Below are 23,508 nucleotides of genomic sequence, written 5' to 3'. Positions count from 1 at the left end.
GTCCTGTCACCCTGCGAACCTGGCAATCCTCGGAGAGGCGGAATTCCGCGGCTCGACGGCCTCTGGCGGCGGCGATCAGACGGGTTCGCCGACGAGGAAGATGTGCGAGGCGAGCTCGACCGGAAGCTCGAGTCCGTCTTCCTTGCCCTCCATCTGGATCAGGACGTAGCCCTCGTTGAAGCGGTAGTCGCCCTTCGCGCCGGGCAGGACACCGGCATCGCGGAGCTGCTCGAGCAGCTCCGGGTCGACCTGCGCAGGCTCGGCCAGACGACGCACGGTGCCGTCGATCGGGGCACCGGCGGCGTTCAGCTTCTGCACCAGTCCGATGACGCCTTCGTCGAACGTGCGCGCCGGGGCGTCGCCGAGCTGGTCGAGACCGGGGATGGGGTTGCCGTACGGGGACTCCGTCGGGTGGCCGAGCAGCTCGACGAGGCGGCGCTCGACCTGCTCGCTCATGACGTGCTCCCAGCGGCAGGCCTCTTCGTGCACGAACGCCCAGTCGAGGCCGATCACGTCGGACAGCAGACGCTCGGCGAGGCGGTGCTTGCGCATCACGTTGACGGCCTTGCTGCGGCCGGCATCCGTCAGCTCGAGAGTGCGGTCCTCAGACACCACCACGAGCCCGTCGCGCTCCATGCGACCGACCGTCTGCGAGACCGTCGGACCCGAGTGACCGAGGCGCTCGGAGATGCGCGCACGCAGCGGCACGATGTTCTCCTCCTCGAGCTCGAGGATGGTGCGGAGGTACATCTCCGTGGTGTCGATCAAGTCCGTCATGTGGGCCTCCGGGTCTTCTTAGGCAAGCCTACATTCCCGCGGGGACATCGGGGCGTCACAGGGCAGGGGCCGTCCGGCCGCACGCCCTAGAATCGACCCATGGCGATCGAGATCCCCCGCAACCTCCTGCCCGCTGACGGCCGCTTCGGGTGCGGCCCCTCGAAGGTGCGCACCGAGCAGCTCGACGCGCTGCTCGCGGACGCACCGACCCTGCTGGGCACCTCGCACCGTCAGGCGCCGGTCAAGAACCTCGTCGGCAGCGTCCGCGAGCAGCTCGCTGCGCTCTTCCGCCTGCCCGAGGGCTACGAGATCATCGTCGGCAACGGCGGCTCCACCGCGTTCTGGGATGCCGCCGCATTCGGCCTCATCGAGCGCCGCAGCCAGAACCTGGTGTTCGGCGAGTTCGGCGGCAAGTTCGCCGCTGCGGCAGCGGCGCCGTGGCTCGAGGCCCCGGATGTCCGCAAGGCCGAGCCCGGTTCGCGCGGAGCATCCGAGATCGTCGAGGGCGTCGACGTCTATGCCTGGCCGCACAACGAGACGTCCACGGGCGTGGCCGCTCCCATCGAGCGGGTGGCGGTCGATGGCGCGCTGACCGTCATCGACGCCACGAGCGCAGCCGGAGGCATCGACTTCGACGCCGCGCAGGCTGACGTCTACTACTTCGCCCCGCAGAAGAACCTCGGCTCCGACGGCGGCCTCTGGTTCGCCGCCGTCTCCCCGGCAGCCGTCGATCGCATCGAGCGCATCGCGGCATCCGACCGGTACATCCCCGAGTTCCTGAGCCTCAAGAACGCGGTCGACAACTCGCGCCTCAACCAGACGCTGAACACTCCGGCCCTCACGACCCTGCACCTGCTCGACAGCCAGCTCCGATGGATCCTCTCGAACGGCGGACTCGCGTGGGCCGGAGCGCGCACCGCCGAGTCCTCGGGGATCCTCTACGACTGGGCCACCGCGTCCGCCGTCGCGACGCCGTTCGTCGGCGACGCCTCGCATCGCTCGCCTGTGGTCGTCACGATCGACTTCGACGACAGCATCGACGCCGCAGCCATCGCGAAGACACTCCGGGCGAACGGCATCGTCGACACCGAGCCGTATCGCAAGCTCGGCCGCAACCAGCTGCGCGTCGCGACGTTCGTCTCGATCGACCCGGACGACGTGCGTCAGCTCACGCGGTCGCTCGACTACGTGCTCGCACAGGGCGTCTGACGCCGAGCGCTCCCGCTCGCGGGGGCTGACGCGGCGCGCGCGCAGAGGCGCCAGCCACCGCGGGCTGCGGCGAGCAGCCCACAGCCCCGAGTGGACCTACTCCTCGTCGTCCGAGTCGTCGGCGTCCGAGTCGTCGTCGTCCGAGTCGTCGTCGTCCAGGTCTTCGGACGCGTCGTCCTCGTCCACGTCGTCGTCATCGTGGGCGACCGAGTCATCGAGCTCATCGATGTCGACGCCGTCGAGGTCGCCGGCGTGCAGTTCGCGCGGCTCCGAAGCGAGCTCGTCATCGTCGAGATCGTCACCGTCGTCATCGTCATCGTCGTCATCGTCGTCGTCGTCGTCGAGGTCGTCATCCTCGAGCTCGTCGTCATCGATCTCGTCGTCGTCGGCGTCGTCCTCGAGGTCGTCGTCGTCCTCGGACACCTCCGCCGCGTCCGCCGCAGCGGCCGCCGCCTGCTCGGCGAGCTCGACCTGATGCGCGCGGTATTCGGCGAGACGCTCGGCCCACGGCACCCACTCCGGCGCGAGCAGCGCGCCGTCGCCCGGCAGCAGCTCGACCTCGAGCACCGTCGGGTCCTCGTCGTCGACCCGATCCACGGTGACGGTCCAGTACCAGCCCGGGTACCCGGGAAGCCGGTTCTCGAAGCGCAGCGAGACGGAGCCGTCGTCCTCGGGGAGGTAGCCCGCAGCGGGCCCCACGGTGCTCGCCGGAGTGATCTCGTGCAGCGCGGCGAGCGCGAGATCGTGCGCCTCGATCAGGCGCTGGTCGGCATCAGGCTTCGAGGTCATCGGCTACCTTGCGCAGGACGGCCGCGATCTTGCGGCCGTGGGCGGACGACGGATACCGGCCGCGACGCAGGTCGCCGCCCATGCCGTCGAGGAGCTTGACGAGGTCTTCGACGATGATCGCCATGTCGTCAGCGGGCTTGCGCTTGGCCTTCGCGAGGCTGGGCGGGGCTTCGAGCACCCGCACCGACAGCGCCTGCAGCCCGCGCTTGCCGTCGGCCACGCCGAACTCCACGCGCGCACCGGCCTTCACCGCCGTGCCCGCGGGCATGGCGGAAGCGTGCAGGAAGACGTCCTGGCCGTCATCGGAGGCGATGAAGCCGAAACCCTTGTCTTCGTCGTAGAACCTGACCTTGCCGGTGGGCATGGGAGAAACCTCGCTGAGTCGGTGTGGAACGGGATCGGACGCACGTGTGCGGCCACCTCCAGCCTACCGGTCGCCGGACACGGAATCCGAAGGTCACGGTGCGGAACCGAGCCTGCGCGCAGCGACTAGGCTGAGAGGGATGAGCACCAAGAGCCCTGAGCCCGAGATTCCCGTTCGCCGGGTGGATCGCATCCTCGCGTTCTCGGCACTGGGGATCGCCGCTGCATCCATCCTCTGCTTCTTCGCCATCATCATCGGCACCGCCGTCGGCATGGACCAGAAGGACTTCGGCGGAGGCGCGTGGCCGCTGGTCGCCGCGATACCGTACTGGGGCCTCCCGGTCGCCTTCCTGATGATCATCGTCCTGCTCGTGATGAGCTTCGTCAGAAAGGGTCGCGCGGCATCGCGACCCTGAGGCACACGTCATGAGCACGCACGCCCGCCCGCTGGCCGAATGGCTGTCGGAGGCGAGCGATGCCGACCTCGCCGCGCTCTTCGCGGCCCGTCGAGTACGACCGGATGCCGGGTGGCAGGACTTCTTCGATGCCGCCGAGGCTCTGCTCGACCCGGCGTCGATCGCGCGCATCCTGCCGATGCTCACCCATTCCGAGGCAACGGCCCTGCACGCCGCGGCGTCCGGCACCGCCCCCGCGAAGGAATCGCCCGAGCGCGAGGCGCTGACCCGACTCGCGCTGCTCCGGCCGGATGGCACACCGTTCCCTCCGGTGCAGACTGCCGTGGCCGAGCGCGACGCCCCGGAACCGCTGCGCGAGGCCGAACCGGAACCCGCCGACGAGGCGGATGCCGCGCATGCCGCCGAGCGGGCGCTCACGACCGTCGCCGCCGTCGCCGACCTGCTCCTGCTCGCCCGCGAGAGGCCGTTCGCGCTCCTCACCGGCGGCACCGTCAGCGCGGGCGAGAAGCGGATGCTGGCCGAGGCCGGCATCCTCGCAGAGTCGATCGACGCCCTCGTGACCGTCGCCCTCGACGCCCGCCTCGTGGCTCCGACGGACCGTCGGCTGCGCGCCACCGACCACACCGAGGACTGGCTGCGCTCGTCCGTCGGCGACCGATGGCGTGTGCTCGTCGACGGCTTCCGCGACGCACTCCCCCGCGGCATCCGCACGGACGACGGCGGATGGGTCGCCACGACCGCCTGGCCCCAGATGCACCCCTGGGACGCCGGGTGGCCCGAGCGCAGCGCCGCCCTCCTCGAACGCGCACGCCTTCTCGGCCTCATCGCGGATGACGGCAGGGAGCCCGCATGGGCGGCGCCATTGCGACGCGGTGCTGCAGTGGATGCGACCGCGCTCACCGCTCTGCTGCCGACCGAGGTCGACCGCATCTTCCTCCAGAACGACCTGAGCGCCATCGCGCCGGGACCGCTCTCCCCCGCCCTGGACGTCCGGCTGCGCACGATCGCCGCGCGGGAATCGGCTGCCCAGGCATCGTCCTACCGGTTCACCCCCGAGTCGATCGCGCACGGCCTGGTCGTCGGCGAAACCGAGGAATCGATCCTCGAATTCCTCGAGGCTCTCTCGCTCACCGGCATCCCGCAGCCGCTGCGCTACCTGGTGACCCAGACCGCGCAGCGCCACGGGCTCGTCAGAGTGTCGACGGATGCCGAGACAGGTCGCACCCGCATCGAGAGCACCGATCAGAATCTGATCGAGGCGATGTCCGTCGACCAGAGCCTCCGCTCCCTCGCGCTGACGAAGCACGTCGATTCCCTCTCGACGCGCGTCGGGCGCGACACCGTGTACTGGGCGCTGACGGACGCGCGGTACCCGGCGACCCTCGTCGACCACGACGGCACCGCGATCACCGGCGAACGGAACCCGATCACGACGACCTCCGCGCCTTCCGCCGTCGACCACGGCCCGCTCATCGCCGCGCTGCGCTCGCACCAGGGACCCGACGCCGACGCCGCCTGGCTCGACCGCGAGCTCGACGCGGCGGTGCGGGCCAAGGCGGTGCTGCGCGTCACCGTGGGCATGCCGGACGGATCCACCAGAGAGCTGATCCTCGAGGCGACGGGACTCGGCGGCGGACGGCTGCGCGGCCGCGATCGTGCGGCGGACGTCGAGCGCACCCTTCCGGTGTCGAGCATCCGCGCCGCATCCGTGATCCCGCAGTAAACTGGACAGCTATGTCTGATGGCCCCCTGATCGTCCAGAGCGATCGCACCGTGCTGCTCGAAGTCGCCCATTCGGATGCCGAGAGCGCCCGCCACGAGCTGGCGATCTTCGCCGAGCTCGAACGCGCCCCCGAGCACATCCACACCTACCGGATCACCCGGCTGGGGCTGTGGAACGCCCGCGCTGCCGGGCACACCGCCGAGGACATGCTCGAGACCCTCGACCGCTGGTCGCGCTTCCCTGTGCCGCCGTCTGTGTCGGTCGACCTGCGTGAGACCGTGAATCGCTACGGACGCCTCGTGATCGAGCGCGACGACGAAGGAACTCTCATCCTCCGCTCGAGCGATCCCGCAGTGCTCGCCCAGGTCGCCAACAACAAGCGCATCCAGCCACTGCTGATCGGTCATCCCGCTCCCGACACGTTCGTCGTCGATGCCTGGGCCCGAGGGCAGATCAAGCAGGAGCTGCTGAAGATCGGCTGGCCCGCCGAGGATCTCGCCGGCTACACTCCCGGAACCCCGCACGAGATCGAGCTCGCCGAGGACGGGTGGCAGATCCGTCCGTATCAGCAGGATGCGGTCGACGCTTTCTCGAAGGACGGATCGGGTGTCGTCGTGCTGCCCTGCGGTGCCGGGAAGACGATCGTCGGCGCGGGGGCGATGGCGGCGACCAAGACGACGACGCTGATCCTCGTCACGAACACCGTCTCGGCGCGGCAGTGGCGAGACGAGCTGCTCAAGCGCACGAGTCTCACCGCCGAGGAGATCGGCGAGTACTCCGGCCAGGCCAAGGAGGTCAAGCCGGTCACGATCGCGACCTACCAGATCCTCACGGCGAAGCGGAAAGGCGAGTACGCGCACCTCGCGCTGCTGGACGCCCTCGACTGGGGCCTCATCGTCTATGACGAGGTGCACCTGCTGCCCGCCCCCGTCTTCAAGCTCACCGCCGACCTGCAGGCCCGGCGTCGCATCGGCCTCACTGCCACCCTCGTGCGCGAGGACGGTCGGGAGGGCGACGTGTTCAGCCTGATCGGACCCAAGCGGTTCGACGCCCCGTGGAAGCAGATCGAGGCGCAGGGCTTCATCTCCCCCGCCGCCTGCTACGAGGTGCGCGTGGACCTGCCGCCGGACGACCGGCTGGAGTACGCGGCGGCGACCGACGACGAGCGGTACCGGCTCGCGGCATCCGCTCCGGCGAAGATCGACGCCGTGCGCGAGCTCATCGCGAAGCACAAGGACGAGCGGATCCTCGTGATCGGGCAGTACCTCGACCAGCTCGACTCCCTCTCGCAGTCGCTGAACGCACCGCAGATCACGGGCGCCACGCCCGTCGACGAGCGCGAAGAGCTGTACCGCGCCTTCCGCGAGGGCGAGATCTCGCTGCTCGTGGTCTCGAAGGTCGCGAACTTCTCGATCGACCTCCCCGAGGCATCCGTCGCGATCCAGGTGTCCGGCTCGTTCGGATCTCGGCAGGAAGAGGCACAGCGACTGGGCCGGCTCCTGCGTCCCAAGCAGTCCGGCCGCACGGCGAGCTTCTACACCCTGGTCGCCCGCGACACGATCGACCAGGACTACGCGCAGAACCGCCAGCGATTCCTCGCCGAGCAGGGGTACAGCTACACGATCATGGATGCCGACGCCATCGCCGCCTGAGCGGCGAGACGGTGCGCAGCGTCGGCGGCTACGCGGAGGGCGAAAGCGCCGCTCCGACGGATAATCAGCATCCCCATGGCCGAAGTCACCATAATGGGGACATGACTGATGCGCGCATCCTGGTCGTCGACGACGAGCCCAACATCCGCGACCTGCTCTCCACGGGTCTCAGCTTCGCCGGGTTCCAGGTGAAGACCGTCGCCAACGGCGCCGCCACGATCTCCGCCGTCCTCGAGGAGGAGCCGGACCTCATCATCCTCGACGTCATGCTCCCCGACATGAACGGGTTCAGCGTGACCAAGCGACTCCGGGGCGCGGGTTTCACCGCGCCGATCCTGTTCCTGACCGCCAAGGACGGCACCGACGACAAGATCGAAGGCCTCAACGCGGGTGGCGACGACTATGTCACCAAGCCGTTCAGCCTCGACGAGATCGTCGCCCGCGCCCAGGCCATCCTGCGCCGTACGATGCAGGCCGACGAGGAGTCGATCATCCGCGCCGGCGAGCTGTCGATGGATCAGGACACCCACGACGTCCACGTCGGCAAGGAGTCGATCGAGCTCAGCCCGACCGAGTTCAAGCTCCTGCGCTACCTCATGCTCAACCCCAACCGCGTGCTGTCCAAGGCGCAGATCCTCGACCACGTGTGGGAGTACGACTTCAACGGGGATGCCGGCATCGTGGAGAGCTACATCTCGTACCTCCGCCGCAAGATCGATCCGCACACGGAGGAGTCGGTCATCCAGACCAAGCGTGGCTTCGGCTACATGCTCAAGGTCGGCAAGTAGTCCGGCTCACCGCCGGTCGCTGACGCCGCACCGCATCCGTCTCCAGGGAGGACCGCATGGCGCACAAGCCTGACGCGGTCACCCGCTGGTGGCGCTCGATCAGCCTGCGCGCGAAGGTGACCGGCGTCACCGTCGCCGTGCTCGCGCTGGGCCTGCTGGCGGCAGGGATCGGCACCGCGCCGATCCTCCGCAACTCCCTGATCGACAACATCGACTCGCAGCTGCCCGCGCTCGTCTCCGCCGATCTCGCGGACCGCTACTTCGATGTGACCGTCGAGGACGGCAAGACGACCTACACCCCGACGGATTCGCCGCGCGACTTCTTCGTCGCGATCTACGACGCCGAAGGCGAGCTGCAGACGACCACCGGCAGCTCGGCGAACGGCGCGCCGCTGTTCCCCTCGACGTACTCGCTGTTGGAGGCGCAGAACAACGAGGATCAGCGCTTCACGATGGAAGGCACCGACGGGTCGAGCTTCCGTGCGGCTGTGGCAAGGGTCCCCGGAGAGGGCGACGGCTCGCTGCGGATCCAGATCGTCGCGATGCCGCTCGAGTACGCGGACCGCATCATCGGTCAGTACTTCGGGATCTACATCACGGTCGCCCTGATCACCATTCTGATCGCGGCCCTGCTCACCCGTGGGCTCGTCACCCTGACGTTCCGTCGGCTCGGCCAGGTCGAGTCGACCGCCATGTCGATCGCCGCCGGAGACTTCACCCAGCGCCTCACGGACCTCGAGCCGACGACCGAGGTCGGCCGTCTGAACAGCGCGATCAACACCATGCTCGACCGGGTCGACGGGTCACTCGCTCAGCGCGACCGCACCGTGCAGCACATGCGCCGGTTCATCGGCGACGCGAGTCACGAGCTGCGCACGCCGCTGGTGAGCGTGCGGGGGTACGCGGAGCTGTATCGCATGGGCGCCATCAAGGGCGAAGAGGACACCGCCCGCGCCATGGAGCGCATCGAGAAGGAGGCGATCAGGATGGGCGTGCTCGTCGAGGACCTTCTGGCTCTCGCCCGTCTCGACGAGGAGCGCGAGCCGGAGATCGAGGCGCTCGACCTCCGCCCGATCGCCCGCGATGCCGCACTCGATCTGCGTGCAGCCGCTCCCGCACGCACGGTCACCGTCATCGACCGCACGGTCGAGGCGCCGCTGATCGACGTGACGACGCGGTCGAATCCGGTGGTGCCGGCCCCGCAGGCCCCGGCTCCGCGCGGGCTGTCCCGCGGGACGCTCGCTCGCCTGCGCCGACGCCCGCGCACCTCCGCGGCTGACGTCCCTGCCATCGACTTCACCGAGGCCTCCGACATCCCCGTCCGCACGCCCCCGATCGTGCTGGGCGAGGAGAACAAGGTGCGTCAGGTCGTCACGAACCTGCTGGGCAATGCACGCCGCTTCTCGCCGGAGGAGAGCCCGATCGAGCTCGTCGTGGACGCCGATCGCGTGCGCGGCACGGGCAGCATCTCGATCGTCGACCACGGCGAAGGCATCCCGCCGCAGATCCGCGAGCAGATCTTCGAGCGCTTCTGGCGCGCCGACACCTCCCGCGCACGTGAGACCGGCGGCTCGGGCCTGGGGCTCGCCATCGTGTCGTCGATCGTGAAGGCGCTGCACGGCAGTGTGGCCGTCTCCGAGACTCCGGGCGGCGGAGCGACCTTCACGGTGACGTTCCCGCTCGCGCCCTCCCGCGCGACACCTGCCCACCTGCTCGAGGACACGCAGCCGCTGGAGCCGCTCGACCTCTGACGCGGGTCCTCCTGCACGGCGCCGCACTGCTGCGGGTTCTGAACATCGCTCGGGATCGCGCACCGCAGGAGCCGTCTGCGCGCGAGCTCGGCTCCTATCGTCGGAGACTCAACCGAGAGGAGTTCCCATGTCCGCCTTCACCGTCGACACCGAAGCCGTAGGTGCGGCGCAAGCCGCCGCCCTGGCCACCATGGAACGAGTGCATGCCGATGCCGCGACGCTCATGTCGCAGCTCACCCAGCTGCAGTCGTCGTGGGTCGGCACCGCATCGACCGCCTTCCAGTCGTGCGCCGACCAGTGGCGAGGAGCGCAGCTGCACGTCGAGCAGGTGCTCGAATCGATCGGCCACTCGCTGGGCAGCGCGGCCACGCAGTACGCAGAGGCCGACCAGTTCTCGGCCAGCCTGTTCCATTGAACCGGGACGGCACCGCAGCACAGCCCAGTGCCTGAACGCAGAAACGCCCCGACCGGAAGGTCGGGGCGTTTCTGTCAGTGCGGATGGATCAGAAGTCCATGCCACCCGACGGGTCGCCCATGGGAGCGGCGGCCTTCTCGGGCTTGTCGGCGACGACGACCTCGGTGGTGAGGAAGAGGGCCGCGATCGACGCTGCGTTCTGCAGTGCCGAGCGGGTCACCTTCGCCGGGTCGATGATGCCTGCTGCGAACATGTCGACGTACTCGCCGGATGCCGCGTTCAGGCCCTGGCCCGAGGGGAGCTCGGCGACCTTGTTCGCGACGACACCGGGCTCGAGACCGGCGTTGAGCGCGATCTGCTTGAGCGGAGCCTCGATCGCGACGCGAACGATGTTCGCACCGGTCGCCTCGTCGCCCGTGAGGGACAGCGAGTCGAGAGCCTTCGTGCCGGACTGGATCAGCGCGACGCCACCACCGGGGACGATGCCCTCTTCGACGGCTGCCTTCGCGTTGCGGACGGCGTCCTCGATGCGGTGCTTGCGCTCCTTGAGCTCGACCTCCGTGGCCGCGCCCGCCTTGATGACGGCGACGCCACCGGCGAGCTTGGCGAGACGCTCCTGGAGCTTCTCACGGTCGTAGTCGCTGTCGGTGTTCTCGATCTCACGACGGATCTGCGTGACGCGACCCTCGATCTGGTCGGCCTCACCGGCACCCTCGACGATCGTGGTCTCGTCCTTCGTGACGATGACCTTGCGCGCACGACCCAGCAGGTCGAGCGTGGCGTTCTCGAGCTTCAGACCGACCTCTTCGGTGATGACCTGACCACCGGTGAGGATCGCGATGTCCTGCAGCTGCGCCTTGCGACGGTCGCCGAAGCCGGGAGCCTTGACGGCGACCGACTTGAAGATGCCCTTGAGCTTGTTGAGCACGAGAGTCGCGAGAGCCTCGCCCTCGACGTCCTCGGCGATGATGACGAGCTCCTTGCCGTCCTGGATCACCTTGTCGACGATCGGCAGAAGGTCCTTGATGTTCGAGATCTTCTGGTTCGCGATCAGGATGTAGGCGTCTTCGAAGACGGCCTCCTGGCGCTCGGGGTCGGTGACGAAGTACGGGTTCAGGTAGCCCTTGTCGAAGCGCATGCCCTCGGTGAGCTCGAGCTCGGTGCCGAAGGTCTGCGACTCCTCGACCGTGACCACGCCCTCCTTGCCGACCTTGTCGATCGCCTCGGCGATGAGCTCGCCGATGGCCGGGTCAGCGGCGGAGATCGATGCGGTCGCGGCGATCTGCTCCTTGGAGTCGATCTCCTTCGCGCTGGCGAGGAGCTCCTCGGTGATCGCGGCGACGGCCTTCTCGATGCCGCGCTTGAGCGAGATCGGGTCGGCGCCGGCTGCGACGTTGCGCAGACCCTCGCGGACGAGTGCCTGAGCGAGCACGGTGGCGGTGGTGGTTCCGTCGCCGGCGACGTCGTCGGTCTTCTTGGCGACCTCCTTGACGAGCTCCGCGCCGATCTTCTCGTACGGGTCGTCGAGCTCGATCTCCTTGGCGATGGACACACCGTCGTTCGTGATCGTGGGAGCGCCCCACTTCTTCTCGAGCACGACGTTGCGACCGCGCGGGCCGAGCGTCACCTTGACGGCGTCGGCGAGGATGTTGAGGCCGCGCTCGAGGCCGCGGCGGGCCTCCTCATCGAAAGCGATGATCTTTGCCATGAGTTTTGTCGTCCCTCCTGGACGTAGACGTTGGGTTTAGCACTCAGAGTGAGAGAGTGCTAACGCCATTCTGGCACTCGACCCCATCGAGTGCAAGCCGCGTGGAGGGACGGCCCGGCGGACTAGGGAGCCGGCGTCTCGGGTGCCGTCGTCGTGCGGTCGACCCCGATGACGACCGTGAGCTGCTTGGCGCCCGTGTCGTTCAGGCTCGCGTAGGCATCGCTCTGCTCGACCTCGGCTCCGCCGATGAGCCGGGCGAGACCGATGGCGGCCAGCTCGTCCTCGTCCGCGATGTAGTACACGGTGGTCGTGGTGAAGTCCTGCCTGTCGCTGTCGGTGGCGAAGACCGAGCCTGCCGCCCATCCGCTGTTGATCAGGTCGTCGCGCATCTGCTCGTCCAGACCGGCATCCGGGGAGGCGTTCAGGATCATCACCGAGTAGGTGACGTCCACGACGCCGGTCTCCACAGGGGTCGGGGTCGCGCTCGGCGCCGCCTCGGGGAACAGCGTGATGCGCTCCATGACCACGAGCGCTGCGAAGATCCCGCCGATGATCAGGATCAGCGCGGCCACGAACGACCACAGCAGGACGACCCATCCGTTCATCCCCGGGGCTTCGGCGCGGTGCGCTCCGACGCGTCCGGACGAGCGGGGGACGTCGTCGAATCGATCTCGGGTGGGCTTTGACACCCCTCGATGCTAACGGCACCGACCTCGGTATCCGCTCCCTGCGGCCCCAGCGCGTGGCGAGTGGCGTCTCAGCCGACGAATCCCGGGGTGCGTGCGGCCCGCTGGAACGACCGCGCATCACGGATGCGGCGCAGTCGCCGCACCAGCATCGGGTCGTACTGCAGCGCCGCCTCTGAATCGATCAGACGGCCGAGGAGCTGGTAATAGCGCGCCGCGCTCATGCCGAGCTGGGCGCGGATGACCTCCTCCTTCGCGCCGCCGTGCCGCGGCCAGGCGGTCTCCAGCGCGAGGATCGCGCGATCGCGCTCGGTCAGCTCTCCCAGCATGGGACCAGATTAGGTCGACTCAGGGCTCTCGCCCGTGCGCCACTCCCACCGACGCCCGAGAGGATCCGCCGACGCCCGCACACGTCCGTCGAGCGCCACGACGAATCCCGTCCAGTCGCCCTGGTCGATCGGCGGCTCCCAGATGTCCAGCACCGCGGGCGGATCGATGGTGATCCACCGGGCAGGAAGGCTCCGGATGCGCTCCACCAGCGCCGTGCGTGCATCGCGGGGGATGTGCACGAGCACGCCGGGCGTCGTGATCACGAGGGTCGCGTGCACGGGCGCCTGCGCGGCCAGCGCATCGAGACGGTCGAGGGCGTCGCCCGCGACCAGCAGCGGAGGATCGGCTGCGGCGATGTCGAGGGCTGCGGTGACGCGCTGCTCGCGCCCCTCCTCCCCCGGCCACACCAGCCCCTGCAGCCAGCGCCGATCCCGCTCGTCCGCGGCATCGAGCGGTGCGAGATCGATGCCGGCCCGCCACACCACCTCCGGCATCCGCCAGGCGGGGAGCTCGCCGTCGACGCGGCTCTCCAGCACGACGGACGACGGCCCGTCCGCCGGATCGAGCTCACGCCGCACCGCTCCGTCCGCCCCGACGACGCGGTACGAATAGCGGTCGGGGTACAGGCAGAGGCCGGCCGACGCCCCGATCTCGAGAAGGGCGATCGGGCACTCGATCTCCGACAGCACCGGCAGCAGCGGGGCGAGGCGCAGCGGCTCGTTCGTCTGCAGGCGCCGCGCCGTGCACTCCGCGACGACCTCGTCGGCGTGCGCGATGAGGAAGGACCGCAGACTCCGGTATCCCTCGAGGCCCATGCCCAGCATTCGCGTCACGGCGAACACCAGCGGGGGCTGCCTCCGGTTCTCGGGGATGCGGGCGAGGATGCGCTGCACGTCCTGATCACCGGCGACACCTGCCGCCCATTCGGCGTACAGGTCGCTGCGACCGGGCGCCTCCTCCTCGGCGAAGCGGGCGTAGCGCAGCTGCACGGCATCCGTCATCCGTCCATTCTCTCGTGGCGCCGCCGCGCTGCGAACGCGAGAGAATGGATGCAGACCCTCAGGAGGACCGATGTCGTACAGCGTGGACAAGACAGAAGAAGAATGGCGTGCCGAGCTCGGCGAGGAGCAGTACGCGGTGCTGCGCCAGGCGGCGACCGAGCGCGCCTGGACCGGCGAGCTGCTCGACGAGGAGCGCGCGGGGCTCTACACGTGCGGTGCCTGCGGTGCCGAGCTGTTCCAGAGCGGCACGAAGTTCGACTCCGGATGCGGCTGGCCGAGCTTCTACGAGTCGGTGCGCCCCGATGCCGTGGAGCTGATCGAGGACACCACCCTGGGCATGGTGCGCACCGAGGTGCGCTGCGCGAACTGCGGCTCGCACCTTGGCCATGTCTTCCCCGACGGGTTCGGCACCCCCACCGGCGACCGCTACTGCATGAACTCCCTCGCCCTGAACTTCACGCCCGAAGAGTCGTGAGCGCGCTCGACGCCGTCCGAGCACGACAGTCCTGGTCGAAGGTCACCGGCGACGCCCCCTCGCACGAGGAGCTGCTCACGCTCGTCGCGGCAGCGGGCCGGGTCGCCGACCACTCGTCGCTGCGTCCCTGGCGTCTCATCGAACTGCGCGGTGCGGACCGTGAGGTGCTGGGAGCGGCGATCGCGAAGGCCGAGGGCGACCGGTCGCCCTCGTCGAAGCCGCTCCGGGCGCCGCTGCTGATCGCCGTGGTCGCCAGCTACCGCAAAAGCGACAAGGTGCCGCGCTGGGAGCAGGAGGCGGTCGCCTCCGGCGTCGCCCACACGCTGAGCCTGCTGCTCGACGAGGCCGGATGGGGCGTGCTGTGGCGCACCGGGCGCTACACCCGCTCGAAGGCCGTCGCGAAGGCGCACGGCCTCGGCACGGACGAGGAGCTGCTCGGATGGCTCTACATCGGCGGGAAGCCTGCGGGCCGAGGCCCCGGTCGGCGCAAGGCCGTCGACGCCGCGGCGTTCGTCCGGCGGATGCCGGCGCCGCAGGCGAATCCGGAGGACGACTCGACGGCGGAGAAGGCACCGAAGCCGGACACGTCGAAGAAGTCGAAGAAGAAGAAGGCCAAGCCGAAGAAGAAGTAGGTCAGCGGCGCCGAGGCAGGGCCACGACGACCGAGGCCACCGCGACGACCACCATCCCGAGCAGCTGCCACGGCGCAGGACCCGCCGCCGCCGGCCAGATGAGATCGATGACGACGGATGCCGTGAGCTGGCCGAGCACCGACCCGAGCCCCATCAGCAGGACGCCGGTGTGGGCCACGATGAACGCGCCGAGCAGGATGTAGGCCGCGCCGAGCAGACCGCCGACATAGAGCCACGGCTCAGCGGGCGGCTGCGCAGGCATACCGCGCAGGACGATGCTGAGCCCCGCCGCGGCGAGCAGCGCGATCGTGCCGGCGATGAAGCTCATGAAGGTCGCGGCGATCGGCGACTGCACCCGCTGCGCCAGCCGTCCGTTGGTGCCCGCCTGCCACGCGATGCCGACGCCCGCCGCGAACGGCAGCAGCAGCATCCACAGTGGCGCAGTGGCCAGCACGTCGCCGCTGAGCGAGATGCCCACGGCGGCGAGCGCGAGGGCGCCGCCGAGCACGCGTCCTGGCGTGACGGCCACGACACCGGCCGGGCCGAAGCCGATGCGGTCGAGCACGAGGCCGTGCAGCGTCTGCCCCGCGACGACCCCGACCGTGAACAGCGAGACGCCGAGCACCCCGGCGGTGATGCCCTGGGTCGAGACGGTGAGGGCGCCGCACGCGCCGCCCAACAGCATCCAGAACGGGATCGTGCGCTGTCGGATCCCGCCTGCCAGGCGCACGACCCCTCGACGGGCCGACGGGATGCAGACGATCACGGCGGCGAGCGCGAGGAGTCCGACGGTGAAGGAGATGAGTCCGGCGACGATGCCGTTGTCGACACGCACGCCGAGCACGCCGTTGATGCGCGCCTGAACGGCCGTCATGATGCCGATCGCGACCGCTCCTCCGAGCGCCACCGGCGGGGAGAGTCTGCGCGTCGGGGTCACCCATCGACCCTAGCCGAGCGGGTCGGGGCGCCCTGCCCGCGCGGATGTCGGGGGGTGGGGCGTACCCTGGCGGCATGTGCGCGAGTTATGGTCTGGATCCCCGGTTCACCGACACCGAGCTCCTCGCTGCCGCCGATGAGGCGGTGCTCGACGGGCTGCGCGACTGGGCGGAGCAGAACGCCCGCGAGACGGTGCGTCCGACCGGCAAGAACCTCCGCAATCTCAACCCCATCGTCGTGCAGCCCGAGAGCACGCCGGAGCTGGAGCCCGCCTGGTGGGGATTCCTCGTCGGCGGGGAGCCGTCGAAGTTCCCGTCGATCAACACCCGCTCGGAGCGGCTGCAAGACCGGCCGGGCGGGCTGAAGAGCCGGGCCCTGGTGCCGGCGACGAGCTGGTACGAGATGAAGAAGCCCGAGCGGGTGTGGCACGAGTTCGTGGTCGATGAGGGCGCGCTGTTCGGCATGGCCGCGGTCACCCAGCGCGGGCGCACCGCCGACGGACAGTCGTTCACCTGCTACTCGATCGTGATGCGCCCGGCACCCGAGCACCTCGCCGGCATCCACGACCGGATGCCGCTTCTGATCCCCGCATCCCTGAGCGACGACTGGCTGACCGCCGAGCCCGGCAGGGAGATCATCGACGAGGCCCTGGCCGCAGCCGCAGCCCTCGACGAGCGGGTGCGTGCCGCTCCGAGAGCGGACGACAAGGGCGCGGATCGGCTCTTCTGACGCATGGATCCGACACAGCTGATCGCCACGGCGACATCGCGCGCCGAGGAGCTCCCCGGCGCGACCCGGGAGAACCCGTTCGGACCGGAGTGGGACGTCTACAAGGTCCGAGGACGCGTCTTCCTCCTCGTGCCGCTGGACGGCACCGGACGCGTGACGCTGAAGTCGCACCCCGATGACTCGGTGGCGCTGCGCGAGACCTTCGCCGACATCGTGCCCGGCTACCACATGAACAAGAAGCACTGGATCACGCTGCTGCCGGGTTCCTCGCTGGAGGACGAGCTGGTGACCGAGCTCGTGACGGAGTCGTACCTGCTGGTGGTCGAGAAACTCCCGCGAGCCCAGCGGCCGGTGGATCCGCAGCTGTTCGCGCGGCCGGCACCGGAACAGACCGGAGCACAATAGGCCGGCACGGCAGTCCCGCGGCATCCTCCGTGCGGAGGACCCCCGCGGAACGGGGAACGGTACCCGGGGAGGACGCGCCGCCCCGACCATGCTCGGTAGCGTCGACCCCATGATCACAGCAGAAGGCCTCACGAAGAGATTCGGAGACAAGACGGCCGTCCAGGACGTGTCGTTCACCGTCCAGCCGGGAAGCGTCACCGGCTTCCTCGGCCCGAACGGCGCCGGCAAGTCGACCACGATGCGGATGATCGTCGGGCTCGACCGGCCGACGTCCGGCACGGCCACCGTCGCCGGCCGCGAGTACCGCAGACTCCGGGCGCCGCTCACCGAGGTCGGGGTCCTCCTCGACGCGAAGGCCGTGCACACGGGCCGCACGGCGCGCAATCACCTGCGGGCCATGGCGGCGACGCACGGCATCCCCGCCTCCCGCGTCGACGAGGTCATCGACCTCGCGGGCATCGGTCCGGTCGCCCGCAAGCGCGCCGGCAAGTTCTCCCTCGGCATGGGGCAGCGACTGGGAATCGCGTCGGCACTGCTGGGCGACCCGCACACCCTGATCCTCGACGAGCCCGTCAACGGCCTCGACCCCGAGGGCGTGCGCTGGGTGCGCCAGTTCGTGCGCCACGCCGCCTCCGAGGGACGCACCGTCCTCCTCTCCAGCCACCTGATGAGCGAGATGGCGCAGACCGCCGACCACGTCATCGTGATGGGCCGGGGGCGCGTCCTCGCCGACGCGCCGATCGATGAGCTCGTCCGTGCCTGGACCACGAACACGGTCAGGGTGCGCACGCCGCGGCCGGCCGACCTCGTGGCGGCAGTCGGCGGGCCCTCGGTCGAGGTCGTGAGCTCCGCCCCAGACCTGCTCGACATCGTCGGGCTCCCCGCCTCCCGCATCGGCGACCTCGCCGCGGAACGCGGCATCCCTCTGCATGAGCTCACCCCGACCACGGGGTCGCTCGAAGACGCCTACCTCGCCCTCACCGGCGACTCCGTCGAATACCGGACGAAGGAGATCTCATGACCGTCCAGGCTCCGCCCCTCACCCGTCAGCGCGTCGACACGGGACGCCACCTCACCTTCGTGCGCGCAGTGCGCGGAGAGTGGATCAAGCTGTCCACCCTGCGCTCCACGTGGTGGTCGATCGGCATCGCCGCGATCCTCACGATCGGCATCGCCGTGCTCATCGCACAGGCGATCGACCTGCCCGGGTTCGAGCCCATCCAGGCCGTGGTCATGCCGATCCAGTTCACGATGCTGCTCGCGGGCATCCTCGGAGCGATCTCGGTCACCGGCGAGTACTCGACGGGCATGATCCGCTCGACCCTCGCCGCGAACCCGAAGCGCGGTTCGGTGCTGGCCGCCAAGGCCGTGGTCGTCGGGCTCTTCCTGTTCGTGTCGTCGCTGGTCATCTTCACTCTCGCGGCCGTCGCCGTCTCGGCCGTCGTCGCGCCGCGCGATCAGAGCATCGACTGGTCCGACCCCTCGGCCTCGCTGTTGCCGATCGTGGTGTCGTCGCTCGCCATGGCGGTGTTCGCACTCATCGGCGTCGCCTTCGGGTTCATCCTGCGCTCGGGCGCCGGAGCGATCGCCGCGACCGTGGGCCTCCTGTTCGTGCTGCCCATCGTCGCGAGCTTCTTCGCGGTCGCCGGCGAGGCCTGGACCTGGGTGATGGATGCCGCGAACTACCTGCCCGTCGCCGCCGCGCAGAGCGCGATCCTCCCCGAGGGCGCAGCCCTCGAGGGACCTGTCGCCTATCTGACGCTGGCCGGCTGGGTCGCCGGTGGCCTGCTCGCGGCGTGGGCGGTCCTGCGCACCCGCGACGCGTGACCACTCCCCCGACCGCACAGCCGCGTAGAGTCGGCCGGTGAGCAGAACGCGCAGCCGCAGCACCTCGGTCCGAGAGGACGAGGGGCTGCGGCTGCCGCGTCCCCCGGGTGTGCTGCGCCGGTTCTGGGCGCGGCATCCGGTGGTCGCCGATGTGCTGATCGCACTGGTGTGCCTGCTCCTCTCGCTGGTGCCTGCGGGGGCCATCACCCGCGACCTGCCGGCTCCGATCGCGATCGGCCTGTCGATCCTGACCCCCGCAGCGGTCCTCGCAGCCTGCGCCACGCTGTTCTGGCGGCGGACGCGTCCCCTGGTGCCGTTCGTGGCGGCCTTCCTGCTCGAGGCGGGCTTCCTGTTCGCGCTGGCACCGATCGGCTCACCGCTGATGCTGGTCACCTGCTACTCGCTGGCCGTGTACCGCTCGTCGCGAGCGGCGTGGACCGGATTCGGCATCGGCGTCGCCTCGCTCGCGGCGTTCGGCGGTCTGCTCACCCTCACCGGAGTGATCACCCTGCAGATCGCTGCGAACGCCGTGCTGATGTCGGTCGTCCTCGGCCTGATCGGCACGCTGATCGGCGTCAACGTCGGTGGGCGCAAACGCTACCTCGCAGCGGTGATCGACCGGTCGCGTCAGCTGCTCATCGAACGCGATCAGCAGGCTCAGCTCGCCGCGGCCGATGAGCGGGCGCGCATCGCCCGCGAGATGCACGACATCGTCTCCCACTCCCTCACCGTGATCGTGGCCCTGTCCGAAGGCGCTGCCGCGACGCCGGACCGGGAGCAGGCGCGCGCCGCCGCCTCGTCCGCCGCGGAGACGGCGCGCAACGCTCTCACCGAGATGCGCGCGATGCTCGGAGTGCTCCGCGCCGACGACTCGCCTCTCCCTCTCGCGCCCCTGGAGCCGACGCCCCCTCAGGAGACGGTCGCTCATGCGCAGCGCGCCGGCTACCCGGTGACGCTGTCGGTCGTCGGAGGCGAAGTCCTCGCACCGACGGTCGCGCACGCGGTCGGTCGCATCGTGCAGGAGGGCGTCACGAATGCCATGCGTCACGCACCCTCGGCCACGTCGATCGCTGTGCAACTCGCCTACTCGGAGGAGTCGGTGACGGTCGAGATCGTCAACGACGGCGCCCGACCGACCGTCGGCAGCTCGGGATTCGGGCTCCGCGGCCTCGCGGAGCGCGCCGCCCATGCCGGTGGCACGATCACCTCCCAGCCGATCGAGGGAGGCCGGTGGATGCTCCGCGCCGAGCTTCCCACACGCACCCCTGATCCCGCAGACGAATCGAAGGAACGGCCATGACCGACCCGATCACCCTCCTCCTGGTGGACGACCAGGAGCTCATCCGGTTCGGCTTCCGGATGGTGCTCGAAGCCGAGGACGACCTGGTCGTCATCGGCGAGGCCGCCGACGGTCATGCCGCGATCGCCCAGGCGACGGCTCTGCGTCCCGACGTCGTGCTGATGGACATCCGGATGCCGGGACTCGACGGCATCGCCGCGACCGAGGCGATCGTGCGCGCGCACCCCGAGACCCGTGTCCTCGTGCTGACCACGTTCGACCTCGACGAGTACGCGTTCGGCGCGATCCGCGCGGGCGCGAGCGGCTTCCTCCTGAAGGATGCGCAGCGCCACGAGATGATCTCCGCCATCCGGGCCGTGCATCGCGGCGACGCGGCGCTCGCTCCACGTGTGACGCGGATGCTCCTGGAGCACGTGACCCCTCAGCTGGGTGCCACCGCCACAGCTGGTCGGTCCGCCGTCGAGGATCCGACCTCGGAGCTGACGGACCGCGAGCGCGACGTCTTCCTCGAGATCGCCCGGGGTCTCACGAACGCCGAGATCGCCACTGCGCTGTTCGTCAGCGAGTCCACGGTGAAGACGCATGTGGGGCGCGTCCTGTCGAAGCTCGGTGCTCGCGACCGCATCCATCTGGTGATCCTGGCGCACCGCCTGGGGCTCGTCAGCGACGACGAGCTGCCCGCCGGCTCCTGAGCGGAACCGAAGGGCAGCGAACCGGCGTCAGGCCGTGGCCGGAGTCCACTCGGAGACGCGATCGAGGGCCTCGACCTCATCGGCGGCGAGTTCCAGGCGTGCACCGGCGAGCAGGTCGGGCACCTGGGCGACCGTGCGGGCGCTGGCGATCGGGGCGACCACGGTCGGCTTCGCTCGCAGCCAGGCCAGTGCGGTCGCGGCGATCGTCGCTCCGTGCGCGTCGCCGATCCGCTCCAGTTCGTCGATGATGCGAAGCCCCGCCTCGGTGGCGTACTTCGCCGCTCCGGCGGCGCGGGGAGAGGTCTGGCCCGCGGTGTCCGCGCTGCGGTACTTGCCGGTGAGGAAGCCGCTGGCGAGCGAGTAGTACGGCACGAGACCGAGGTCGAACTCCTGGGCGACCGGGATGATCGTCTCCTCGACGACGTTGCGGTGCACGAGGTTGTAGTGCGGCTGCACGGCGACGGGCAGGGCGACACCGGTGCGACGAGCGATCTCGATCCACTCGCGGATGCGCTCGGCGCTGTAGTTCGACACGGCCACGTTGCGCACCAGGCCGTCGCTCACGAGCTGCCCGAATGCGGTCACGGTCTCCTCGAGGGGAACGCTCTCATCGTCGAAGTGCGCGTAGTAGAGATCGATCGTGTCGACGCCCAGCCGCGCGAGCGACGCCTCGGCGGCCTTGCGGACGTTCGATGCCGCGAGCCCGGAGAACTCGGGATGCTGGCTCACCTTCGTGGCGACGGTCAGATCCGCGGGTTTACGGGAGGCGAGCCACTCGCCGATGATGGTCTCGCTCTCGCCGCCGGAGTTGCCCGGCACCCAGGAGCTGTACGAGTCGGCGGTGTCGATGAAGTCACCGCCTCCGTCGACGAACGCGTCGAGCACCGCGAAGGATTCGTCGCGGTCGGCCGTCCAGCCGAAGACGTTGCCGCCGAGTGCGAGGGGGAAGACGTCGAGGTCACTGTGTCCGATACGGGTCATGCCAGGGACAACCCGGCACCTCCGCACAGTATTTCGTACGTGACGGGGAATGTCGGACGGGGATCGCGCTCACTCCCCGATGGAGCATCTCTCGCCGCCCTGGAACCAGCCATCGTTGTTCCACTTCCACTCGTCCGTTGTGAAACTGTCGGCGTAGATCCGTACCGAAGAGAAGTACGACGCACCGATCGTCATCGAGTGCCACTCGGCTTCAGGTGGCGCGAAGTGGACGACCACGCCCTCGGCTGATGAGGCGAGCTGTCCTTCGGGCATCAACTCGACGCCCTCTTCCTGATCCTCCGACTCGTAGACGGCCGTGTACCAGTCGTCGGCGTCGGACACGCACGTCACGTAGTCCACCGAGCCGTCGGCATTGACCCGGACGGCCGCGGGGTGGGTCGCCGAGCAGCCCGCGAGCACGGCCACCAGGCCGACCGTTACCGCGGCCAGCGGGATGAGCCTGCTCCTGCCTTTGCGCATGGGCATGACGCTACGGGGATCGGCGTCATCCGGGAGGAGTCGGTACCCCATCGTTACGACGCTGACGCCATCACGACGCTCCGCGCTCCGCTGCGGTCCGCTGGATCTGAGTGCCGACTACAGGACTCGAACCTGCAACCCCCGTATTACAAGTACGGTGCGCTACCAATTGCGCCAAGTCGGCGGACGCCACCCAGCTTAGCGACGGGCGGCAGGCACCGAGAAACTACGGCGTGGTGCTGGGGGACGGCGCAGGAGTGGGCGTGGGCGACTCCGTGGCGTAGTACGCGTCGCTGGCGACCGTCAGCACGAACTGCGAGAACTCGCTCGGGTCGTCCAGCGCGCCGACGTAAGCCTCGCCATTGACGACGATCATCGGAGCAGCGGTCAGAACGAGGTCGTCGGAGCCGACGAGCGGCCCCTCGAGTGCGCGAGACGTGGCATCCTTCGCCCAGGTCACGTAGTCCTGGTCCTCGATGCACGACCGGACGCTCTTGACGTTGTCCGACCCGACGGCGCCGGCGATGTCGGCGAGCTGCTCGTCCGAGAAGCCGTCCGTGTTCACCTCGGGCTGGTCGTCGAGCAGGTCGTGGTTGAAGGCGTAGAACTGCTCGGGCGAGTGCGTGGCGACGCACGCGGCCGCAGCGGCGGAGCGCAGCGAGTACTTGGTGCCGTTCGAGCTCGCGGTCAGGAGCGCGACGGGGTGGTAGGTCACGGTCGCCGCGCCCTCGGAGATCCAGTTCACGAGCTGGCGGGCATTCGCGCGCTCGAACTCGCCGGCGTCGGGCGACAGGTAGTCGACGTAGATGTGGATGTCGACGGTGCTCGACGTCGTGGGCTCGGGGGTCGGCGTCGCCTCGCCGCCGGCCTCGGTCTCGCCGGGGCTCGGGGTGGCGATCGCCTCATCGGAGACGGCCGCTGCACTGATGTCGGAGACGAGGATGCCGTCGTGGTCCATGCCGGCGGGCGTCAGCTGCGGCTTGGAGACCTGCGCCGTGACGGCGAGGGTGATGGCGGTGCCGATGGCGCCGACCGCGACGATGGCGACGGCGCCGAGGATGATTCGTCGCATCAGGCGCGCCCTCGACTGCTGGGCGTGCACCTTCTGTGCCTTCTCCCGCACGGCCTCACGCGAATTGCGAGGGGTGGGGACGTTCGGCGTCTCGTCGCTCGACATCGTTCCTCTAGACAGTCTCAGGGGGGCAGGGTGGCCCCGGACGCCACTCGGGTGGCGAACGCCGCGAAAAGCGGCCGAGATCGATGTTAACCAGCCTGGCTGAGAAATACCCAGATGGACCGCCATCTGCCATACTGAACCCGACCCGATGAGGGGTCACGGCGGATCGCTCCGCCGCTCTATCACTACGGATCGTCCGGCACGTACCTGCCGGTGAAGGAGAAACACAATGGCATCTGTGACTTTCGACGAGGCCACCCGCCTCT

26 protein-coding genes and 1 tRNA gene are annotated in these 23,508 nt (G+C 69.5%); 15 read left to right on the top strand and 12 right to left on the bottom strand.

Annotated elements, in window-relative coordinates; genetic code table 11:
* Positions 1-75: 75 nt before the first annotated feature.
* The gene (locus ACESK8_RS13560; RefSeq protein WP_372969088.1) at positions 76-777 is read right to left on the bottom strand and encodes a metal-dependent transcriptional regulator; all 702 of its coding nucleotides are present in this window, start codon (positions 775-777) and stop codon (positions 76-78) included.
* Positions 778-876: 99 nt separating this feature from the next.
* Between ACESK8_RS13560 and serC the strand changes: the two genes are divergently transcribed.
* Positions 877-1,986, top strand: a complete 1,110-nt coding sequence (gene serC, locus ACESK8_RS13555; protein ID WP_372969087.1) for a phosphoserine transaminase — start codon at positions 877-879, stop codon at positions 1,984-1,986.
* Between the two features lie 96 nt (positions 1,987-2,082).
* Here the strand turns inward: serC and ACESK8_RS13550 are convergent, their stop codons facing one another.
* Positions 2,083-2,775, bottom strand: a complete 693-nt coding sequence (locus ACESK8_RS13550) for a DUF3027 domain-containing protein (protein WP_372969086.1) — start codon at positions 2,773-2,775, stop codon at positions 2,083-2,085.
* Entirely contained in the window at positions 2,759-3,139 is a 381-nt protein-coding gene (locus ACESK8_RS13545) for a cold-shock protein (protein WP_060926622.1), read from the bottom strand. Before ACESK8_RS13545 ends, ACESK8_RS13550 begins: the two co-directional genes overlap by 17 nt.
* A gap of 139 nt (positions 3,140-3,278) precedes the next feature.
* Here ACESK8_RS13545 and ACESK8_RS13540 point away from each other — a divergent pair, with 139 nt between their 5' ends.
* The 6 genes from ACESK8_RS13540 (at position 3,279) to ACESK8_RS13515 (ending at position 9,883) form a co-directional block, all read left to right on the top strand.
* Positions 3,279-3,554: a multidrug ABC transporter ATPase gene (locus ACESK8_RS13540; protein ID WP_372969085.1), complete on the top strand. Its 276-nt coding sequence runs from the start codon at positions 3,279-3,281 to the stop codon at positions 3,552-3,554.
* 10 nt (positions 3,555-3,564) lie between these two features.
* Positions 3,565-5,277 carry a helicase-associated domain-containing protein gene (locus tag ACESK8_RS13535; RefSeq protein WP_372969084.1) on the top strand — a complete coding sequence of 571 codons (1,713 nt, stop codon included), beginning with the start codon at positions 3,565-3,567 and terminating at the stop codon, positions 5,275-5,277.
* An 11-nt stretch (positions 5,278-5,288) separates the two neighbouring features.
* Positions 5,289-6,929 (top strand): DNA repair helicase XPB, encoded by a 1,641-nt coding sequence (locus tag ACESK8_RS13530; RefSeq protein WP_372969083.1) that lies wholly within the window; start codon positions 5,289-5,291, stop codon positions 6,927-6,929.
* Positions 6,930-7,030: 101 nt separating this feature from the next.
* The gene (locus ACESK8_RS13525) at positions 7,031-7,717 is read left to right on the top strand and encodes a response regulator transcription factor (RefSeq protein ID WP_042539813.1); all 687 of its coding nucleotides are present in this window, start codon (positions 7,031-7,033) and stop codon (positions 7,715-7,717) included.
* A 56-nt stretch (positions 7,718-7,773) separates the two neighbouring features.
* Positions 7,774-9,468: a sensor histidine kinase gene (locus tag ACESK8_RS13520; RefSeq protein WP_372969082.1), complete on the top strand. Its 1,695-nt coding sequence runs from the start codon at positions 7,774-7,776 to the stop codon at positions 9,466-9,468.
* 127 nt (positions 9,469-9,595) lie between these two features.
* On the top strand, positions 9,596-9,883 hold the full coding sequence (locus ACESK8_RS13515; protein ID WP_372969081.1) for a WXG100 family type VII secretion target: 288 nt from the start codon (positions 9,596-9,598) through the stop codon (positions 9,881-9,883).
* A gap of 88 nt (positions 9,884-9,971) precedes the next feature.
* Here the strand turns inward: ACESK8_RS13515 and groL are convergent, their stop codons facing one another.
* The 4 genes from groL to ACESK8_RS13495 all read right to left on the bottom strand — a co-directional run bounded on the left by groL (position 9,972) and on the right by ACESK8_RS13495 (position 13,608).
* Positions 9,972-11,591, bottom strand: a complete 1,620-nt coding sequence (groL, locus tag ACESK8_RS13510; protein ID WP_060926617.1) for a chaperonin GroEL — start codon at positions 11,589-11,591, stop codon at positions 9,972-9,974.
* 122 nt (positions 11,592-11,713) lie between these two features.
* Entirely contained in the window at positions 11,714-12,280 is a 567-nt protein-coding gene (locus ACESK8_RS13505) for a LytR C-terminal domain-containing protein (protein WP_372969080.1), read from the bottom strand.
* A gap of 68 nt (positions 12,281-12,348) precedes the next feature.
* Positions 12,349-12,606, bottom strand: a complete 258-nt coding sequence (locus ACESK8_RS13500; RefSeq protein WP_060926615.1) for a DUF3263 domain-containing protein — start codon at positions 12,604-12,606, stop codon at positions 12,349-12,351.
* 9 nt (positions 12,607-12,615) lie between these two features.
* The gene (locus ACESK8_RS13495) at positions 12,616-13,608 is read right to left on the bottom strand and encodes a DUF2332 family protein (RefSeq protein ID WP_372969079.1); all 993 of its coding nucleotides are present in this window, start codon (positions 13,606-13,608) and stop codon (positions 12,616-12,618) included.
* A 70-nt stretch (positions 13,609-13,678) separates the two neighbouring features.
* Here ACESK8_RS13495 and msrB point away from each other — a divergent pair, with 70 nt between their 5' ends.
* Together msrB and ACESK8_RS13485 are read left to right on the top strand one after the other, a co-directional pair.
* Entirely contained in the window at positions 13,679-14,083 is a 405-nt protein-coding gene (gene msrB / locus ACESK8_RS13490; protein WP_060926613.1) for a peptide-methionine (R)-S-oxide reductase MsrB, read from the top strand.
* Positions 14,080-14,715 carry a nitroreductase family protein gene (locus ACESK8_RS13485; RefSeq protein ID WP_372969078.1) on the top strand — a complete coding sequence of 212 codons (636 nt, stop codon included), beginning with the start codon at positions 14,080-14,082 and terminating at the stop codon, positions 14,713-14,715. The genes msrB and ACESK8_RS13485 overlap by 4 nt, the downstream gene beginning before the upstream one ends.
* A 1-nt stretch (position 14,716) precedes the next feature.
* On the opposite strand, the gene ACESK8_RS13480 is transcribed toward ACESK8_RS13485, so the two are convergent.
* Positions 14,717-15,622, bottom strand: coding sequence for a DMT family transporter (locus ACESK8_RS13480; RefSeq protein ID WP_372969111.1), 906 nt, complete (start codon positions 15,620-15,622; stop codon positions 14,717-14,719).
* A 104-nt stretch (positions 15,623-15,726) separates the two neighbouring features.
* On the opposite strand from ACESK8_RS13480, the gene ACESK8_RS13475 reads away from it, so the two are divergent.
* From ACESK8_RS13475 to ACESK8_RS13450, 6 genes are all read left to right on the top strand, one after another.
* Positions 15,727-16,380: an SOS response-associated peptidase family protein gene (locus ACESK8_RS13475; RefSeq protein WP_372969077.1), complete on the top strand. Its 654-nt coding sequence runs from the start codon at positions 15,727-15,729 to the stop codon at positions 16,378-16,380.
* A 3-nt stretch (positions 16,381-16,383) separates the two neighbouring features.
* On the top strand, positions 16,384-16,785 hold the full coding sequence (locus tag ACESK8_RS13470; RefSeq protein WP_372969076.1) for an MmcQ/YjbR family DNA-binding protein: 402 nt from the start codon (positions 16,384-16,386) through the stop codon (positions 16,783-16,785).
* A 109-nt stretch (positions 16,786-16,894) separates the two neighbouring features.
* Complete coding sequence (locus ACESK8_RS13465; protein WP_372969075.1) at positions 16,895-17,806, top strand: ABC transporter ATP-binding protein; 912 nt, start codon at positions 16,895-16,897, stop codon at positions 17,804-17,806.
* Positions 17,803-18,612 carry an ABC transporter permease subunit gene (locus ACESK8_RS13460; protein WP_372969074.1) on the top strand — a complete coding sequence of 270 codons (810 nt, stop codon included), beginning with the start codon at positions 17,803-17,805 and terminating at the stop codon, positions 18,610-18,612. Before ACESK8_RS13465 ends, ACESK8_RS13460 begins: the two co-directional genes overlap by 4 nt.
* A gap of 37 nt (positions 18,613-18,649) precedes the next feature.
* Positions 18,650-19,912: a sensor histidine kinase gene (locus ACESK8_RS13455; RefSeq protein WP_372969073.1), complete on the top strand. Its 1,263-nt coding sequence runs from the start codon at positions 18,650-18,652 to the stop codon at positions 19,910-19,912.
* Complete coding sequence (locus ACESK8_RS13450; RefSeq protein ID WP_372969072.1) at positions 19,909-20,604, top strand: response regulator; 696 nt, start codon at positions 19,909-19,911, stop codon at positions 20,602-20,604. The genes ACESK8_RS13455 and ACESK8_RS13450 overlap by 4 nt, the downstream gene beginning before the upstream one ends.
* Positions 20,605-20,631: 27 nt before the next feature.
* Here ACESK8_RS13450 and ACESK8_RS13445 read toward each other — a convergent pair whose 3' ends face one another.
* The 4 genes from ACESK8_RS13445 to ACESK8_RS13430 form a co-directional block, all read right to left on the bottom strand.
* Positions 20,632-21,585: an aldo/keto reductase gene (locus ACESK8_RS13445; RefSeq protein ID WP_372969071.1), complete on the bottom strand. Its 954-nt coding sequence runs from the start codon at positions 21,583-21,585 to the stop codon at positions 20,632-20,634.
* Positions 21,586-21,654: 69 nt separating this feature from the next.
* Entirely contained in the window at positions 21,655-22,116 is a 462-nt protein-coding gene (locus tag ACESK8_RS13440; RefSeq protein WP_372969070.1) for a hypothetical protein, read from the bottom strand.
* A gap of 60 nt (positions 22,117-22,176) precedes the next feature.
* A tRNA-Thr gene (locus tag ACESK8_RS13435) sits at positions 22,177-22,249 on the bottom strand.
* Positions 22,250-22,291: 42 nt separating this feature from the next.
* Positions 22,292-23,242, bottom strand: coding sequence for a DsbA family protein (locus tag ACESK8_RS13430; RefSeq protein ID WP_372969069.1), 951 nt, complete (start codon positions 23,240-23,242; stop codon positions 22,292-22,294).
* Positions 23,243-23,508 lie beyond the last annotated feature (266 nt).

This window comes from Microbacterium sp., assembly GCF_041641055.1.
Lineage (GTDB): Bacteria > Actinomycetota > Actinomycetes > Actinomycetales > Microbacteriaceae > Microbacterium.
The sequence above is the reverse complement of the archived record's forward strand: the minus strand, read 5'-3'. Positions and strand labels throughout refer to the sequence as shown.